Origin of the sequence: Hyphomicrobium sp. (assembly GCF_019744875.1) — a bacterium.
Classification (GTDB): domain Bacteria; phylum Pseudomonadota; class Alphaproteobacteria; order Rhizobiales; family Hyphomicrobiaceae; genus Hyphomicrobium_C.
In genome coordinates, this window is the sequence record NZ_JAIETU010000013.1 from 175,000 (window position 1) to 190,306 (window position 15,307).

At 58.6% G+C, this 15,307-nt stretch carries 19 protein-coding genes; 6 read left to right on the forward strand and 13 right to left on the reverse strand.

Annotated elements, in window-relative coordinates; translation table 11 throughout:
* Nucleotides 1-88 precede the first annotated feature (88 nt).
* The 3 genes from K2Y42_RS18990 to K2Y42_RS19000 all read right to left on the reverse strand — a co-directional run bounded on the left by K2Y42_RS18990 (nucleotide 89) and on the right by K2Y42_RS19000 (nucleotide 1,771).
* Nucleotides 89-355 carry a hypothetical protein gene (locus K2Y42_RS18990; protein WP_291155615.1) on the reverse strand — a complete coding sequence of 89 codons (267 nt, stop codon included), beginning with the start codon at nucleotides 353-355 and terminating at the stop codon, nucleotides 89-91.
* Nucleotides 356-426: 71 nt separating this feature from the next.
* Nucleotides 427-1,173: a ferredoxin reductase gene (locus K2Y42_RS18995; protein WP_291155618.1), complete on the reverse strand. Its 747-nt coding sequence runs from the start codon at nucleotides 1,171-1,173 to the stop codon at nucleotides 427-429.
* On the reverse strand, nucleotides 1,166-1,771 hold the full coding sequence (locus tag K2Y42_RS19000; RefSeq protein ID WP_291155620.1) for a sulfite oxidase-like oxidoreductase: 606 nt from the start codon (nucleotides 1,769-1,771) through the stop codon (nucleotides 1,166-1,168). Before K2Y42_RS19000 ends, K2Y42_RS18995 begins: the two co-directional genes overlap by 8 nt.
* A 340-nt stretch (nucleotides 1,772-2,111) precedes the next feature.
* On the opposite strand from K2Y42_RS19000, the gene egtB reads away from it, so the two are divergent.
* From egtB to K2Y42_RS19015, 3 genes are all read left to right on the forward strand, one after another.
* Nucleotides 2,112-3,389, forward strand: coding sequence for an ergothioneine biosynthesis protein EgtB (gene egtB / locus K2Y42_RS19005; protein ID WP_291155623.1), 1,278 nt, complete (start codon nucleotides 2,112-2,114; stop codon nucleotides 3,387-3,389).
* Nucleotides 3,389-4,339: an L-histidine N(alpha)-methyltransferase gene (egtD, locus tag K2Y42_RS19010; protein ID WP_291155625.1), complete on the forward strand. Its 951-nt coding sequence runs from the start codon at nucleotides 3,389-3,391 to the stop codon at nucleotides 4,337-4,339. The genes egtB and egtD overlap by 1 nt, the downstream gene beginning before the upstream one ends.
* Before the next feature lie 457 nt (nucleotides 4,340-4,796).
* The gene (locus K2Y42_RS19015) at nucleotides 4,797-5,267 is read left to right on the forward strand and encodes a redoxin domain-containing protein (protein WP_291155628.1); all 471 of its coding nucleotides are present in this window, start codon (nucleotides 4,797-4,799) and stop codon (nucleotides 5,265-5,267) included.
* Between the two features lie 22 nt (nucleotides 5,268-5,289).
* Here the strand turns inward: K2Y42_RS19015 and K2Y42_RS19020 are convergent, their stop codons facing one another.
* The 9 genes from K2Y42_RS19020 to K2Y42_RS19060 all read right to left on the reverse strand — a co-directional run bounded on the left by K2Y42_RS19020 (nucleotide 5,290) and on the right by K2Y42_RS19060 (nucleotide 11,860).
* Nucleotides 5,290-5,721 carry a heme-binding protein gene (locus K2Y42_RS19020; RefSeq protein WP_291155630.1) on the reverse strand — a complete coding sequence of 144 codons (432 nt, stop codon included), beginning with the start codon at nucleotides 5,719-5,721 and terminating at the stop codon, nucleotides 5,290-5,292.
* Between the two features lie 73 nt (nucleotides 5,722-5,794).
* Nucleotides 5,795-6,808, reverse strand: a complete 1,014-nt coding sequence (locus K2Y42_RS19025) for a zinc-binding alcohol dehydrogenase family protein (RefSeq protein ID WP_291155632.1) — start codon at nucleotides 6,806-6,808, stop codon at nucleotides 5,795-5,797.
* Between the two features lie 36 nt (nucleotides 6,809-6,844).
* Complete coding sequence (locus tag K2Y42_RS19030; protein WP_291155635.1) at nucleotides 6,845-7,294, reverse strand: hypothetical protein; 450 nt, start codon at nucleotides 7,292-7,294, stop codon at nucleotides 6,845-6,847.
* 89 nt (nucleotides 7,295-7,383) lie between these two features.
* Complete coding sequence (locus K2Y42_RS19035) at nucleotides 7,384-7,944, reverse strand: hypothetical protein (RefSeq protein ID WP_291155637.1); 561 nt, start codon at nucleotides 7,942-7,944, stop codon at nucleotides 7,384-7,386.
* 106 nt (nucleotides 7,945-8,050) lie between these two features.
* Nucleotides 8,051-9,019 carry a magnesium and cobalt transport protein CorA gene (locus tag K2Y42_RS19040; RefSeq protein WP_291155640.1) on the reverse strand — a complete coding sequence of 323 codons (969 nt, stop codon included), beginning with the start codon at nucleotides 9,017-9,019 and terminating at the stop codon, nucleotides 8,051-8,053.
* Nucleotides 9,016-9,720, reverse strand: coding sequence for a glutathione S-transferase N-terminal domain-containing protein (locus K2Y42_RS19045; RefSeq protein WP_291155643.1), 705 nt, complete (start codon nucleotides 9,718-9,720; stop codon nucleotides 9,016-9,018). Before K2Y42_RS19045 ends, K2Y42_RS19040 begins: the two co-directional genes overlap by 4 nt.
* A gap of 27 nt (nucleotides 9,721-9,747) precedes the next feature.
* Nucleotides 9,748-10,332, reverse strand: a complete 585-nt coding sequence (msrA, locus tag K2Y42_RS19050; RefSeq protein ID WP_291155646.1) for a peptide-methionine (S)-S-oxide reductase MsrA — start codon at nucleotides 10,330-10,332, stop codon at nucleotides 9,748-9,750.
* A 1-nt stretch (nucleotide 10,333) separates the two neighbouring features.
* Nucleotides 10,334-10,777: a peptide-methionine (R)-S-oxide reductase MsrB gene (gene msrB, locus K2Y42_RS19055; protein ID WP_291155649.1), complete on the reverse strand. Its 444-nt coding sequence runs from the start codon at nucleotides 10,775-10,777 to the stop codon at nucleotides 10,334-10,336.
* Between the two features lie 207 nt (nucleotides 10,778-10,984).
* Nucleotides 10,985-11,860, reverse strand: a complete 876-nt coding sequence (locus K2Y42_RS19060) for a LysR family transcriptional regulator (RefSeq protein WP_291155652.1) — start codon at nucleotides 11,858-11,860, stop codon at nucleotides 10,985-10,987.
* 229 nt (nucleotides 11,861-12,089) lie between these two features.
* On the opposite strand from K2Y42_RS19060, the gene K2Y42_RS19065 reads away from it, so the two are divergent.
* Nucleotides 12,090-13,322: a bifunctional alpha/beta hydrolase/OsmC family protein gene (locus K2Y42_RS19065; protein ID WP_291155655.1), complete on the forward strand. Its 1,233-nt coding sequence runs from the start codon at nucleotides 12,090-12,092 to the stop codon at nucleotides 13,320-13,322.
* An 80-nt stretch (nucleotides 13,323-13,402) separates the two neighbouring features.
* Here the strand turns inward: K2Y42_RS19065 and K2Y42_RS19070 are convergent, their stop codons facing one another.
* The gene (locus K2Y42_RS19070) at nucleotides 13,403-13,969 is read right to left on the reverse strand and encodes a MarR family transcriptional regulator (RefSeq protein WP_291155682.1); all 567 of its coding nucleotides are present in this window, start codon (nucleotides 13,967-13,969) and stop codon (nucleotides 13,403-13,405) included.
* Between the two features lie 445 nt (nucleotides 13,970-14,414).
* Between K2Y42_RS19070 and K2Y42_RS19075 the strand changes: the two genes are divergently transcribed.
* Both K2Y42_RS19075 and K2Y42_RS19080 read left to right on the forward strand, forming a co-directional pair.
* Nucleotides 14,415-14,903: a DUF417 family protein gene (locus tag K2Y42_RS19075; protein ID WP_291155658.1), complete on the forward strand. Its 489-nt coding sequence runs from the start codon at nucleotides 14,415-14,417 to the stop codon at nucleotides 14,901-14,903.
* A 117-nt stretch (nucleotides 14,904-15,020) separates the two neighbouring features.
* Nucleotides 15,021-15,307, forward strand: a 287-nt coding sequence (locus K2Y42_RS19080; protein ID WP_291155661.1) for a Rid family hydrolase, incomplete at its 3' end; no start/stop codon positions are given.

A 15,307-nucleotide genomic window follows, 5' to 3' on the forward strand; every position in this document is an offset into this window, starting at 1 on the left:
ACTATTGTTTCGATACCTGTCGCGACATACACGTCGTATAGGGCGAGCATCGCAGGGTCAGCGGTTGGCCGAGACCTTCTCCCGTCAGTCAGAAGTCCGGTCGGAAATCCAGCACGAATGCCACGACCTTTTCCGCAGGCATCTCACACGGCTTGAGTGATGTTTTACCTGATGTCATGCGATACAGGTTGAAGCTGACAATGTCGGTCCCGGCCAACTCCCTGGCAAACAAACTGTTGCGACATCCGTCCTCAGATCGCCGGACGGTCAAACCGAAGCGCCGCCCGTCGCAGGAGCCTTGGCTGTATCCCTCCGGAAGCTTTGCGAAAGCTGCCTCGAACTCGGCATGCTCCATCTCACTGACCAGCGTTGGTTCGGACTGACGCGCAGCTTGTTCGAGGCAGCCACGCTAGATAGCCTGCGCTGCTAACCACCGTAGCGCTCGGTCTTGATAATTGAGGGGTCCAGGCCCGCCAGCAGCGCGCCATCGGTCGCGACGTTGACGAAACTGTTGGAACCGCAAATGAACACCTGCGTGGGCTTCCGGTAAAGCCGCGCTAGAACTTCCTGGACCATCACGCCGTCGATCCTTCGCGCATAGTCCGATGCGCGGACAGGTTGATCGCGCGTGATTGCCAGGGCAAAGACAAACATCGGATCGCTAATCTCGATGGAATGAAGTTCTTCTGAAAAGAGAACGTCCTCAGCGGTCCTTGCCGACAGGAGCAGCGCGGTCGGCACGACCTGGGCCAGTGCGCGCCGCTGCCGGATCATTGCCATCAACGGCACGAGGCCAGAACCTGCCCCGATCAACAGCACTGGGTCTATGGCAGGTTCCGGCCACAGGAAATGGCCGCCGAGCGGACCACGAAGCTCGATCTCGTCGCCAATCGCCGCGACATCGTGAAAGAACTGCGAAACTTCACCGTCTGGCAGGCGCTCGATCGCGAGCTCGATGGTTGGGGACGAGATTGCCCAAGACGCGATCGAGTAACTGCGCATCGCGCTGTAACCATCAGGCGCGGTCAGCCGGACATCGACGTGCTGACCAGCGATGTGGGCGAACGGTTTGCTCAACCGAAAGAAGAAGCTCTTGATACTCGGTGTCTGCTGGACGATTTCAGTGATCGCGCATGACTGCCACGGCACGGTCTGCGCCAAGTTTTCAGTCATTGGTGTATCGTTGCTGGCGCCACGGATCGCCGTACATGTGATAGCCACGCAGCTCCCAAAAGCCCGCCTCGTCTCGCGTGGTGAATTGCAGCGCATTCACCCATTTGGCGGACTTCCAGAAGTAGAGGTGCGGAACCAGAAGGCGCGCCGGCCCTCCATGATCGCGCGGAAGTGGTTTGCCCGCATAGTTAAGCGCGACCATCGCTTTTCCTGAGAGCAGATCTGCAAGCGGTACGTTTGTCGAATATCCATCGTAGCTGTGCGCCAGTACGAAATCGCTTGGCCGCTCAAGCCCGGCATCTGCAAGAATGTCTTCTACGAGTACGCCCTCCCATGCGGTATCCAGCTTGGACCAGGACGTGACGCAGTGAATGTCTCGGGTAATTTTGGTCTTCGGCAGGGCGTTGAACGCGCTCCAATCCCAAACTTTCACGGGCTTCGGACCGATCTTGACGGTAAACGTCCAATCGGAGGGATCCACGCTTGGTGTCGGCCCTGCTGACAGAACCGGGAAATTCTCCACGAGATGCTGTCCTGGCGGGATCCGATTTGATTGGTCGCCGCCGGAGCCGCGGCCCGTGAATCCTCTGGTGACCATCACGTATCCCCTTGTTTGTCACGACAGACTGGAACCATCTATAGGGTCGGGCCAGCATAATTTGCCAATACCCTTTCGCTATAGTTTGAATAGCTCCGCAGTCACTGGTTCATCGTAGGTTCGCAATATACAGTTGGCGGTCGGCGCCGACCGCTGCCGATCCGCGAGTTCATCCCAGCCGTACAAATCTTCGGTCCTTACCATTAACGATGGCTCAGCCAGTTCCCGGCATCAAGGACACGAGCGATTATTCTGCAAATCCCGCCTACGACCCCGGATGCACGCAACCTGGGCAGCGGGCTGCGCGTTTCCAAAGTCATACACATAGGAAAGTCACGAGATGGCTGCCTCTGCTATTCCGAACACCACGACGTTGCGAAGCTGCCTGTATCCGCGGCTGATAGCGACGCGGGACAGAAGCTTGGAGTTGGTCAAGCCGCTGAGCGCAGAAGATATGGTCGTTCAACCGATGGACGACGCCAGTCCGACAAAATGGCATCTGGCTCATACGACGTGGTTTTTTGAGACCTTCGTGCTTGCCAAGTTTCTGCCAGGTTACCGGGTCTTCGACGAGACTTTTAATTTCTGCTTCAACTCGTATTACGAGAGCCAGGGGGCGCGTCAGCCGCGTGGCATGCGCGGACTTCTCACGCGCCCGTCGGTGGACAGGGTTATGTCCTATCGTCAGCACGTCGATGAAGCCTTAAGCCGTCTGGTCGACCTGCTTCCAGGCGATCAGCCCGAGGTCGATCGGTTGATTGAGATCGGCATCAATCACGAAGAGCAGCATCAAGAACTGCTGCTCATGGATCTGCTTGCTCTCTTTGCGGCGAACCCGCTCCGCCCTGCTTACATTCCGGGCAAGCCATCTATTATGAGCGATGCCGCAGCATCGCCGCTGCGATGGTCTGAATACAAGGGCGGACTGATCGAGTTCGGACACGATGGCCGAGGCTATGCATGGGACAACGAGTACCCCCGCCACCAGGCGTTCGTGCGGCCCTTCAAATTGGCGAACAGGCTCGTGACCAACGGCGAATGGGTCGCGTTCATTCAGGATGGTGGATATCGCGACGCAGACCACTGGTTGGCCGACGGCTGGAACATGGTGCAACGCGAAGCCTGGCAGTGCCCGCTTTATTGGGAAGCCTGCGGTGCAGACTGGAAGCAGATGACCCTCGAGGGACTTCGCCCGCTCGAAAAGGCTGCTCCCGTTTGTAACGTGAGCTACTTTGAGGCCGACGCATTTGCTCGTTGGAGCGGACATCGGCTTCCGACCGAGTTCGAATGGGAATTGGCCGCGCGGGAATTGCCGTCGCACGCTGGCACATTCACGCCGGAACTGAAACCTGTTGCTTCGCAGGACGACGAACAGCTCCGGCAGATGTATGGGTCGGTGTGGCAATGGACCCAGAGTGCTTACGCTCCCTATCCCGGGTATTCGCCGCCGCCTGGGGCAATCGGTGAGTACAATGGTAAGTTCATGGTCAGTCAGCAGGTGCTGCGAGGTGCATCGTGCATCACGCCACCCGGCCACTCCCGTGCGTCATATCGCAATTTCTTTTACCCTCACCAGCGCTGGCAATTCGCTGGTCTGCGTCTGGCAGCTGACATCTGATGCTTCAAACCTCACACGCGGTCGCAGCGTCCAACGTCGTCGACGCAGAGTTTGTTAGAGCGGTTCTTCATGGGCTGGCCCAGCCCCAGAAAACACTGCCGTGCCGATACTTCTACGACGCGCGCGGCAGCGACCTGTTCGAGTTGATCACCGAACTGCCTGAATACTATCTCACGCGCAGCGAGGCTGCTCTTTTGGTGGGGAATGCCTCCGCCATCACCGGACAACTGACGCCGGATCAGGTCATCGTCGAGCTCGGTGCCGGTTCCAGTCGCAAAATGGATGCCCTCCTGAGACTGGCCCCGGCCGGCATCACTTTCGTTCCCATAGATGTGTCGCGATATGCGCTGAACGAGGCCCGCACGCGGCTATCTGCCAAATTTCCTGCGCTTGTGTTCAGACCGGTCGTTGACGATTTCTCAACGCTCGATGCCTTTCCTGCAGATCTTCGGCACAGGAAGAAGCTTGGCTTCTTTCTCGGCTCGACGATCGGCAATCTTGATCCGAAACAGGCCAGCGACATGTTGCGCAGTTGGCGGCGAACGCTGGGCGACGATGCCGAACTGGTGATCGGCGTGGATCTGCTGAAGGACGAGACGACGCTTATACGGGCCTACAATGATGCGGCCGGGGTGACGGCGCAGTTCAATTTGAACATTCTGGCCCGCATCAATCGCGAAATCACTCCGGCGTTTCACTTGCCCTCGTTCGAACATCGCGCCGTCTTCAACGCCGGCATGAGCCGGATCGAAATGCATCTCACCAGCAGAGTATCGCAGGTCGTGCAGATATGCGGTCAAACATTCAGCTTCGCGGCTGGCGAGAGCATACACACCGAAAATTCCTACAAGCATTCTACATCGGCGTTCCGAACCATCGTTGAAGAGGCCGGCTGGCGGATCGGGCGAACATGGACAGACGGATTGTTCAGCCTCTACCATCTTGCTTGATGGGGCCCTGCCGAGGGGTCTCAACCGAATAGCGAGACCCAGGATGAACCCAATTGACCAGTGCCATCATCAGACGTTTCCCACTTTGACCTCCACATTGCCACTGCGCTGCGCTTTGCCAGCGGCCATGAGCGGCGCGTCGTTCAGCGACAACGGATCGCTTCGCGCTAAGAATCATAGCGTATCAACGGACCAGCCTGGGCCGGCCTCCGATTCCAATACTTTGCTTTTCATGCCTCCACGCTATGCAAACGCGGCCGTATGACTGAAGGGCTGATCGTATGGAAACTATAGCGCGCCGCTATTAGATCTATGCCTCGCATACCTTCATAGTCGAACACGCGAGGCATTTTGAATAACGAGAAAAACTCGGCAAATTTTCGTCAGGCGGTAGAAGCATGTTCGCGTGGGTTGCGACGCGCGACCTTCAACGCGATTCATCAGGATGGGAGCATTGATGAGCGGAGCTGAACGGCAAGCGCCTGAGCTGCGGGTGCAGAAATGGATTGGCGCCGATGGGGCGAGCATCGCGCCGCTCAAGCTGTCGGATGTCGGCGCTGGCCCAAAGATCTTGTTCGCCTTCCAGCACTGGTGCCCTGGGTGCCACTTGCATGGGTTTCCGACGCTGCAACGATTGCATGCCGCGCTTGCACCGAGGGGTGTCGGCTTCGCTGTGATCCAGACCGTTTTCGAAGGGGCGCAAGAGAACACCTTCGAGCAGCTGCGCGTGAACCAGCTGAAGTATGAGCTTCCTGTCGCTTTCGGTCATGACGAGCCACCCGCCGGCGCGAAGTATCCCTCCTTCATGGAAGACTACCGCACCCGAGGAACGCCCTGGTTCACGGTTATAGACGCTGGCGGCCGCATAGTTTTCTCGGACTTCCATCTCGACGCGGACCACCTCGTGAACGAACTGGGGCAAGCGTAACCAATGCGCCGTTGGCTCAGCATCAGGCCGGTAGCTGGAATCCGATTTTCTTGAGTGCCTCGACGCACGCATCTTGATCCTGCTGGTACGTGCCTCCGGAGATGCCGATCCCGCCGATCAACTTGCTGTCTTCTAGGATCGGATAGCCGCCGCCCACAGCGACCATCCGGGGGCGATAGGCCAGGGGCGCCACTTTCGGATCGTTAGTCACATAGTCATTCCAGACATGGGTCGGGAATCCGAACGAGGCCGAACTCCAAGCCTTATCGACGGCAACATCGACGGTGAGAAACGGCGCGTCGTCGGTGCGCTGAAACGCGCGCAAGTTTCCGGTAGCATCAACGACGGCGACGGCGGCCGGGATGCCGATTGCGCTGGCCGCGGTAATCGCAGCGTCGATGAGGGCGACTGCGGTTTGGCGGTTGATCGAGGCGGTGGCAATGGATTTGGTCATGGAAATTCCTTCGCCGGTGCGTGATCCATCCGGCCGTCTTGAGGTTGGAAGAGATGCTTGGCGGTGGCGATCATCAGAAGCCTTCAAGGACGATCTTGCCTTTTGACGAGCCACTTTCGCTCTGCGCATGCGCCCTCTTCAGATTGGCAGCATTGATTGGCGAGAGTCGCTGGGTCAGCGTCGTGCGGATTTTGCCTTCGTCTACGAGCACTGCCAGCGCATCCAGGATCTTGCCCTGCTCATTCATGTCGGGCGTGCCGTAAATCGACCGCGTGAACATCAACTCGTGGTGGATTGACACCGCCTTGCGCTTGAACAGCATGATATCGAACCCCTTTGGATCGTCGATCAGCGCGAACCGCCCTTGCGGGGCGATCAGTTCGACGATGTCGGCGACATGCTGCTCGGTATGCGTGGTCGAAAAGATGAAAGCGGGAGCGCCAATGCCGAGCTCGGCAATTTGTCCCGCGAGCGGCCGTGAATGGTCGATGACATGGTGAGCGCCAAGCCCCCTCACCCACTCCTGCGTGTCCGGTCGAGAGGCAGTGGCGATGACGGTGAGATCCGTGCGCTGCCGCGCTATCTGAATGGCGATCGACCCAACCCCGCCCGCGCCACCGATGATGAGAATCGCCGCAGCTGCACCGGGGATGGGCTTCATGACGTCCAGGCGGTCGAACATCGCCTCCCAGGCTGTCAACGCTGTCAGCGGTAGTGCCGCCGCTTCTGCCCAGTCGAGCGACGCGGGCTTGCGGCCGACAATCCGGGCGTCGACGAGATGGAACTGCGCATTTGTACCGGTCCGTGTGATCGATCCGGCATAATAGACTTCGTCGCCTGACTTGAACCGCGTCACGTCGGGACCGACCTCGCGCACAATCCCGGCGGCATCCCATCCCAGCACCTTCCAGTCGCCGTTGGCGGGCGGCGTGCTGTTGCGGACCTTGTAGTCGACCGGGTTGACCGAGACGGCCTTAACCTCGACCAGGATATCGCTTCCTGCAGCGACGGGCCGAGGTAGCTCGATGTCGACCAGCGAGGCATCCTCAGCGATGGGTCCCGGAACTTTGTAACCAACTGCTTTCATTGTGTCTCCAACGTGATGGGTTGACGAGACGCCGCTCTATGCCACGTCTTCCACTGTGAGATCCCGGCCTTTGAACCGCACGGTTTCTCCCGCTCGGGCGCCTTCGATCGCTTCGAAAATTGGTGCCATCGTCGAAATGCCCATGAGCTCACGCCCCTGACATCTGAACTTGCTCGTCGATACTGCGATCACGAAGTGGCGGCCGGACAGCTTGACGACAGCGCCTTCGGTGACGGCTGACTTAGGGCCGAAATCGATCGTCCTGAGCTTGTCGAGTTTATCGGCATAGTCGTGGAGGGTGTCGTCAAGCGCTTCAGCGAAATCGCTCGCGACTTCGGCCTGAGCATGCTCGTCGTTCTCGATCGGTTCGGTGCGATCAAGCCGGGCGGTGGAGACATACTCCAGATAATTGTCGCGAGCGCTATTAAGGGCTGCGGTCTCCAGAGAAAACATGGTTTCCCGGATGTGGTCTTTATTCCATTCCATCATCACCTCGTTGGATCTCGATCATCAAAAGTTGCAGCAGGCTGATCTGTGACCAGCCATGGGGAAACCTCACAGGCTCTGCGATCCGGCTACTCATCGCTGATGACCCCTTCTCCCTGGTAGGGGATCCTAATCAGCCGGGAATCTCGGATGATGCTGGTAACGAGCCACACGTACGACTGCTCGACGGTATCGAAACCGAGGATGCTGAAGGCTCCGCCGAAGGGGCATGCCGGGAAGTCTGGAAAGCCCTCCCGCAGTACGTATCGCTCGGGTTCGCGGTGGAACTCGCTCTTGTAGACTTTGCGCAGTCCGTGCTTGCTCGGCACATCCTGGTCACCCGCTGGTGTGATTTCGCGATGCGCTACCAGCCGATCAGAAAGGTCGCGGTGACACAGTTCGTCGAACACGTCGAACGCGTCGATTAACAGGCCCTTATGCTCGGTCGCTGGATCGGTAATGGCGTAGATATTGGAAGCGTCTTCGGCATCATCCCCGCTTTCCAGGCGCAACGCTGCGTCGACGCGAATGGCGCACGGATCGAGGGTCGATCCCAATTCAAGATCGACGAGATTGCCGTCCTTGACCCGATACTCTCGGTCATAGCCCTTGGCGATGAACGACTGGACTGCTTCCAGAACGTCGGTCACTTGGGATGTCATTGACGCACCTTCATCTCGAGCTGGATTGGACACGCTCCCGCACACGGCGCGCCGTGATCCGTCAGATGACGGCTAAGAACATGATGCGCGCTATTCATAGCCACTTGGCCTTCTTAAAGCGTACGAACAGGAATAGGCAGGCGACCGCTATCAGCCCAACCACCACGAAGTATCCATAGGCTGTGTCCAGTTCAGGCATGTGCTTGAAGTTCATGCCGTAGATGCCAGCGATGGCCGTCGGGACTGCCAGTATTGCTGCCCAAGCCGCGAGCTGGCGGGTGATCACACCCGTCCTTTGCGCTTCGAGAAGGCTGCTGAACTCAAAGACCGTCGATAGGCTCTGAAGAAGGCCGTCGACCATGGACTGCACGCGATCGACGTGATCCGCGACATCGTTGAAGTAGGGTCTCATTTCGGCGCTGATGCAGGGATAGTGGCCGCGAACGAGCTTTCGCACCAACTCGCCCATCGCCCCGAGTGTGCGCTGGAAGCGCGTGAGTTCAGCTCTCAGTCCGAAAATGCGGGAGACTTCCTCTCGTCCGAGAAAGTCATCTAACGATCGTTTCTCCATCGCCAGGACGTCATCCTCGATCATTTCGAAGATGGGCAAATACTGGTCGACGATGCGGTGCAAAATTGCGTGCAGTACGTAGTCGACACCCTTTCCGAAGAGCGCCGGGGATGCCTCGAGTTGGGCCCGAAGTTTGCCCATCGCGCCGCCGTTGCCGTGCCGCACGGTGATGAGATGATTGTGCCCGGTGAAGATCGCTATCTTGCCATAGCTGATCCGGTCGCCGACCAACTCGGCGGTCTGAGTGACGACGTACAGTTCATCGTTGTAGACTTCGAGCTTGGGCGGGCAGAGCGGGTGCATCGCGTTATCGACTGCCAGCGGATGGAGATTATATGTCGCCTGGAGCGTGCCAAGTTCGTCGGCAGTGGGCTCGCTAAGCGCGATCCAGCAGAAGCCCGAGCGACCCGCGTCCTGCTGGACGTGCTCGTCGATCGCGATTTTCCGGACGCGCTTGCCTTCGTTGTAATAGTAGGCGGCGATGACGCTCATGCCGGCCTCGCAGGGATGCGCAGGCCACGTTGTACGGCTGGTCGGGCTAGCCCGCGCTCGAGCCATGCCTGGATGTTCGAATAGGTGCTGAGGCCGAGGATGTCGCCAGCAGCGTACGATTTACCGAGCGCATTGACCCAGCCGAGCGTTGCGATGTCCGCGATCGAATAATTGTCGACGATCCAGTCGCGGCCTTCCAGCTGGCGATCCAGGACATCCAGCAGACGCTTGGACTCCTCGGCAAAGCGCTGCAGAGGCCGCTTGTCTTCATAGTCCTTGCCGCCCCACCGCAAGAAGAAGCCAAGCTGGCCGAAGATCGGCCCGATGGCTGACATTTGAAAGAATACCCAGCTCAAGGTCTCGTAACGTCTGGCGGGTGCACTCGGCATGAGTTGGCCCGTTTTGTCGGCCAGGTAAATAAGGATCGCACCCGATTCCCATACGGCAATGGGCCTACCGTCAGGGCCTGCCGGATCGATGATCGCCGGTATGCGGCCGTTCGGGTTTAACGAAACGAACGCCGGGTCCTTTGACTCGTTGTTTGAGATATCGATGAGGTGAGGCTCATACGCCAGGCCAGTCTCCTCCAGCATGATCGAGACCTTGACGCCATTGGGTGTGGGAGCTGCATAAAGCTGCAGGCGATCGGGATAGGATGCGGGCCAGCGCCGCGTGATCGGAAAGGATAAGAGGTCTGGCATAGTTCTAAGATCCTGGCTGCGAAGCGGTTACGAAGGTTGCGAACCCGACCGGCCCAGCGGCAATGGTCGCGATGTGCCTTCCGTTGCGGTGCTGCCGACAGACTGCACATCGGCGGTCTGGCGCTTTGGAAGCACCCAGTCGGCACGGGGAAAGTGGCAGGTGTAGCCGTTCGGGCGTTTCTCGAGATAATCCTGGTGGTCCGGCTCGGCCTCCCAGAAATCACCGACGGGCTCGACCTCGGTGACCACTTTGCCATTCCACAGCCCGGAGGCATCCACATCGGCGATCGTCTCCTCGGCGACGCGCTTCTGCACCTCGTCGACGTAATAAATGGCCGACCGGTAGGAGAGCCCCCGATCATTGCCCTGCCGGTTTTTCGTCGTCGGATCGTGGATCTGGAAAAAGTATTCGAGGATGTTGCGGTAGCTTGTCACCGCCGGGTCGAACACGATCTCGATCGCTTCGGCATGCGTGCCGTGATTGCGATAGGTGGCGTTGGGAACGTCTCCGCCGGTGTAACCCACACGAGTAGAGATGATGCCGGGCCGCTTGCGGATTAGATCCTGCATGCCCCAGAAACAACCTCCCGCGAGAACAGCGCGCTCTTGCATGTTAAGCCTCCTCTACCTGATCGAGATATTCGCCGTATCCCTCGGCCTCCATTTCGTCGCGCGGAATGAAGCGAAGGGACGCTGAGTTGATGCAGTAGCGCAGACCGCCGCGGTCGGAAGGACCGTCCGGAAATACGTGCCCGAGATGGCTGTCGGCGTGTACCGACCTGACTTCCGTTCGGACCATGCCGTGGGCGTCGTCGCGCAATTCATTCACGTTTGCGGCAACGATCGGCTTTGTGAAGCTGGGCCAGCCGGAACCGGAATCGAACTTGTCCGTCGAGGCGAACAGCGGCTCCCCCGACACGACGTCGACGTAGATGCCAGGCTCCTTGTTGTCGTTGAGCTCTCCTGTGAAGGGTCTTTCGGTCCCCGACTCCTGAGTTATCCGACGTTGCTCCGGCGTCAGGCGGTCAACTGCTGTCTGCGTCTTTTCAAACTTCATGAAAGTATCCATCGTTCTGTTGATGCGGTCGCAATCTGATTTATTCTAATTTTAATCACCATGATACTACCCAATACATAGCTTAAGGGCCACACATACTGGCGGTTATTTTCCACGTTATTGCGCTGACTATCGCAGTGGGCGTTAGATATATCCAATACGCTGTGCGCATAGTTTCCATAGCGCCGACGCTCTTCACGACGTCATTCAGTTCCACTCGTACCGAGCCGCCAGCTGCGCGATCTTCCGTATCTCAACCGTTGCCGTGGAGCCGGAGACCGTCGCAATGACGACTTCGCGCTCTAAGACAAAGCCGTCGATCGGCCGAGTAACGAGGCCGTGCGCAGTGGCCGATCGTTCCGGAAGAATGCATATGGCGTGGCCGTCGGCGACGAACCGTTGCACCCAGTCCTCGCGATCTGATCGAAAGCGGGGCTTCATGAGCAAGTCCCGTCGGGCGAAGTGATCGAGGACCTGATCGCGAACCTCGCATCTCAGGCGATCAACGAAAGGAAACTTGAGCAGGTCTTCGCCGCGCACGATCTCGCTAGCCGCTAAACGATGGTTTGCAGAACAGCCGAGCACGAAGCGCTCCCGAAACAGACGACGCACATCCAGCTTGCGTTGCGGTTTTTTTTCACGCGGCAGGATGCACGCATGGTATTTCCCAGAAAGAACCTCCGATGTGTCCTCGTTCGACTGGAGCGAGTGCAGCTTGATTTCGATGGAAGGCATTTCCGCCAACGCGCTCTCAAAAAATGCCGCAAACTCTTTTGGTCCCACACTGGGCGCCACGGCGACATTCAGCACGCGGTGCCCGCCCCTCGCCCAGTTCTCAGAGTGATTGCGCACGCTCTTCAACGCGACCATCACACGCTGAAACTCTGCCTCGACGTCGTGGCCCAGGCCAGTGAGGCGGCTGTTCTTCCCGTCGCGATAGATCAGTGGCCCGCCGAGCTCTTCTTCCAAGCGGCGGATCGCGCGGGTCAGACTTGGCTGCGACACACCGCTCAAGCGGGCAGCCGCTGTGAAATTGAGCGTGTCGGCCAAGTTGATGAAATAGCTGACCTGATTGAGTTCCATAGTCGTTCGGCCCATGCGCCTGACTGATGTTGCCGCCGAGACTCCCTTCGAAAGGCGATCCGGCAGAAGTATGCTCGAAGCATATAATCACGGGATGGCAGCTTGTCTATATGCGCCACGCATATAAACTGATAACTAGAGGTGAGGAACTGATGGTTGGCAGCGCGCTCAGCTCCGTCGAAGGTCTGGGAACGCAATTGCCAAGCCGCGTGCTGGAGGGTCTTTTGATATGGCAAAAACAATATTCACGTTTCCCAGCGGAGCTGGCTATCAGCTTTCCGGGCACCTCGAACCGCCAGAGGGGACGCCACGGGGCTGGGCAATTTTCGCTCACTGCTTCACCTGCGGGAAAGACAGTCGCGCCGCCGTTTACATCTCGCGCGCGCTGTCGCGTGCGGGCATCGGGGTCTTGCGGTTCGATTTCGCCGGAACAGGGATCGGTGGCGGGACGGGCGAGCCTGTGAGCTTCGCGTCGGACGTCGCGGACATCCGTGCAGCCGCGACGGCGATGGCCGCGGCGGGCATGTCACCCTCCCTTCTCGTCGGGCACAGCCTGGGTGGTACTGCTGTAATCGTAGCCGCGGGCGAGTTGCCTGAAGTTGCGGCGGTGGCGACGATCGGTGCGCCCGCCGACCTTAAGCATATCTTGCGCGTTTTCCGACCGAGCGATCTGGAAACGATCGCAAGTGATGGCGAGGCAACGGTGGAGATCGCCGGTCGACCCTTCCTCGTTCGCCGCAGCTTCTTGGAGGCGATTGAGGGGATCGACCTCGAGAAGGCCATTGCCTGCTTGCGACGTCCCTTGCTGGTCATGCACTCTCCGCTGGATCAAGTGGTCAGCATCGACCACGCGACGCGCATCTTCGTCGCGTCCAAGCATCCTAAAAGCTTCATCTCACTCGATACGGCGGATCACCTACTCACCGACGTCGCAGACGCGAACTACGCCTCGGCTATGGTGGCGGCATGGGCAAGCCGCTTTCTCCCGCAGCTCACAGGGGATCTTCCGCAGGTCGAGGTTGCCGAGGGTGTCGTCGCTACTGAAACTCTTGAGGGTACATTCCGGCTCAAGATTCGCAGCGGCGAGCACACTCTGTTCGCCGACGAACCAGCGTCGGTAGGCGGTCTCGGAACGGGGCTATCTCCTTACGAACTGGTATCTGCCGGCCTCGCAGCCTGCACGGTGATGACCATGCGACTCTACGCGAACCGCAAGGGCTTTCCGCTCGAGCGGGCGAGTACGACCGTTCAGCACGAGAAGGTGCCGGATATGATGCCGCCCGACCGATTCAACCGCATCGTCGTTCTTGAGGGGCCGCTGAATGATGATCAGCGCTCTCGGATCCTCGCGATCGCTGATAGGTGTCCCGTCGATTTAAGTCTTATCCGGGGTTCAGACGTGCAGACCGGGCTTTCAAGTACCGGCTTGGACAAGTCGGAGACGCTGGCGCTCGAGGAATAGGGTTGCAAGCGCGATGTATCGCTCAGGCCGATGAGCAGCGGCGCCTCATCGCGGCATTCAGCTGCTGCAGTTGCAGCCTGCTATGCGTCGTCTTCGTTCTCACGGTCTACGCCTCGCTCAAGCAATTCAGCATCAATGGGACAGTTTGTGCAGCCGTCGTAGCAGCACAGGCGACAGATGCGGTATGATTGCTCGAGGCTTTCCAAGCGACTGCGCAGAACGCGTTCAGCGATGTCGCATAAGACTTTCAGCTCGCGTGGTTTAAGGATCGATAGCCCTTCGGCAATCACTTGATCGCGCGAGGCCAGGACCTTGTCGCTCGCGTTCCTCCCGGTTCGGGTAAGATAGAGGGATCGAGTTCGCCCGTCTGTCGAATGCTCCCGACGCTCGATCAAACCTTCGCTCGCCAATCGGTCCGCCAACCGTACGGCCCCCGCATGTGAAAGTCCCACTCCGACCGCAAGCATGCGGATCGAGAGCCCGGGCTTGTGCGCAAGCAACGCCAGCGCTGAGGCGGCGGGTCCAGCTTCCGGCGCCCGCGATGAACTGGCGCGAACGATGTCGTCGCCGATCATGAGTGCGAACGCGCCGAAAATATTTCGATCTCGAGTTCCATCCATGGCCACATCTTTATGTGCGCCGAGCATAGACAGCAAGTTAAACTCATCGTCCGTAAGTCGGATAGGAAAAGGTCCTGTTCAGAAGTTTTTAAGGGGTTTCGATTGATCCACAGCAACCGAAAATGATGGACCCGGCTCTTCGGGCAGCCAGCGGATCGGAGGGCTCTGTGTGCAGCTCAAATCTAACCGACGTTTCCCAAATACCCGCAAACTCGCATTCGTCAATGCTGCACGATTGCCAACGGGCCACGGGCTCACCCTGAATGTAAGCCCCATAAAACTCGTCATCCCGGAAGGTTGCGTTCGCGAGGTGAATGCATAGCCGATGCCGAAGTCATCGTGAGGAAGCGAAGCGCGAGTCGAAAGACACTCGACATGCCTCGCTCACCAGTGTATGCGTGGCGCATATACTAAAAAGCCTGCCCTGAGACGCTACGACGTCGTCCATGAGACCACTGTTGAGGAATTTTCGATGAGCATTATCGACCGTTACGACTTCCTTGTCCCGGAGCATGGCCGGGGAGATCTTGGCCTGCTCAGATGGGCACTCGTGATTGTATTTCTGTGGTTCGGCGCGATGAAGTTCACAGCGTACGAGGCCTCGGGTATTGCCCCGTTCATCGAGCACAGCCCGATCATGAGTTGGCTGGGTATTTTCGGTACGCAGGGGCAGAGCAATTTCATCGGCGTCATCGAACTGACTATCGGTCTCTTTCTAATCATTGGTGCGTTTCGTCCACTCTTCTCCGCGCTTGGCGCGCTGATGTCAGCAGCGACGTACCTGATCACGCTGACATTCTTTGTTACGACCCCGGGTGTCGCGGAGCAGACTGCAGGTGGATTTCCTGCGATCTCGGCTGCACCAGGGCAATTTTTGCTGAAGGACGCTGTTCTGCTGGCGGCGTCCCTCGTGCTGCTGCGTGCTTCGGTCCGCCACAGAGGCACGCTCGTGCCATCGTAAAAGTCGTCCTTTGGTGACGGCGTGCGCGGCAGTTTTGCTACCGGCTAAGGAAATCAAAATCGGTCGTCAGATGTCTTAACCGGCATCGAAGCGAGCATTTTTATTGGAGTTTAAGTCATGACAAAGCGCGATGCCGTCTTCCCCGCGAACCGCCACGCCCTCTACGAGGCTCATGGCTATTCGGCCGCCATCCGCTCAGGCGACCTCATGTTCGTCTCCGGTCAGGTGGGGAGCCGTACCGACGGCTCCCCCGAACCGGATTTCACCGAGCAGGTTCGACTGGCCTTCACAAATCTGGAAGCAACGCTAGCGGCGGGGGGATGCACGTTCGACGATATTGTCGATGTGACGACGTTTCATACCGATCCCGAAAATCAGTTCCCGACGATCATGAGTGTGAAGAG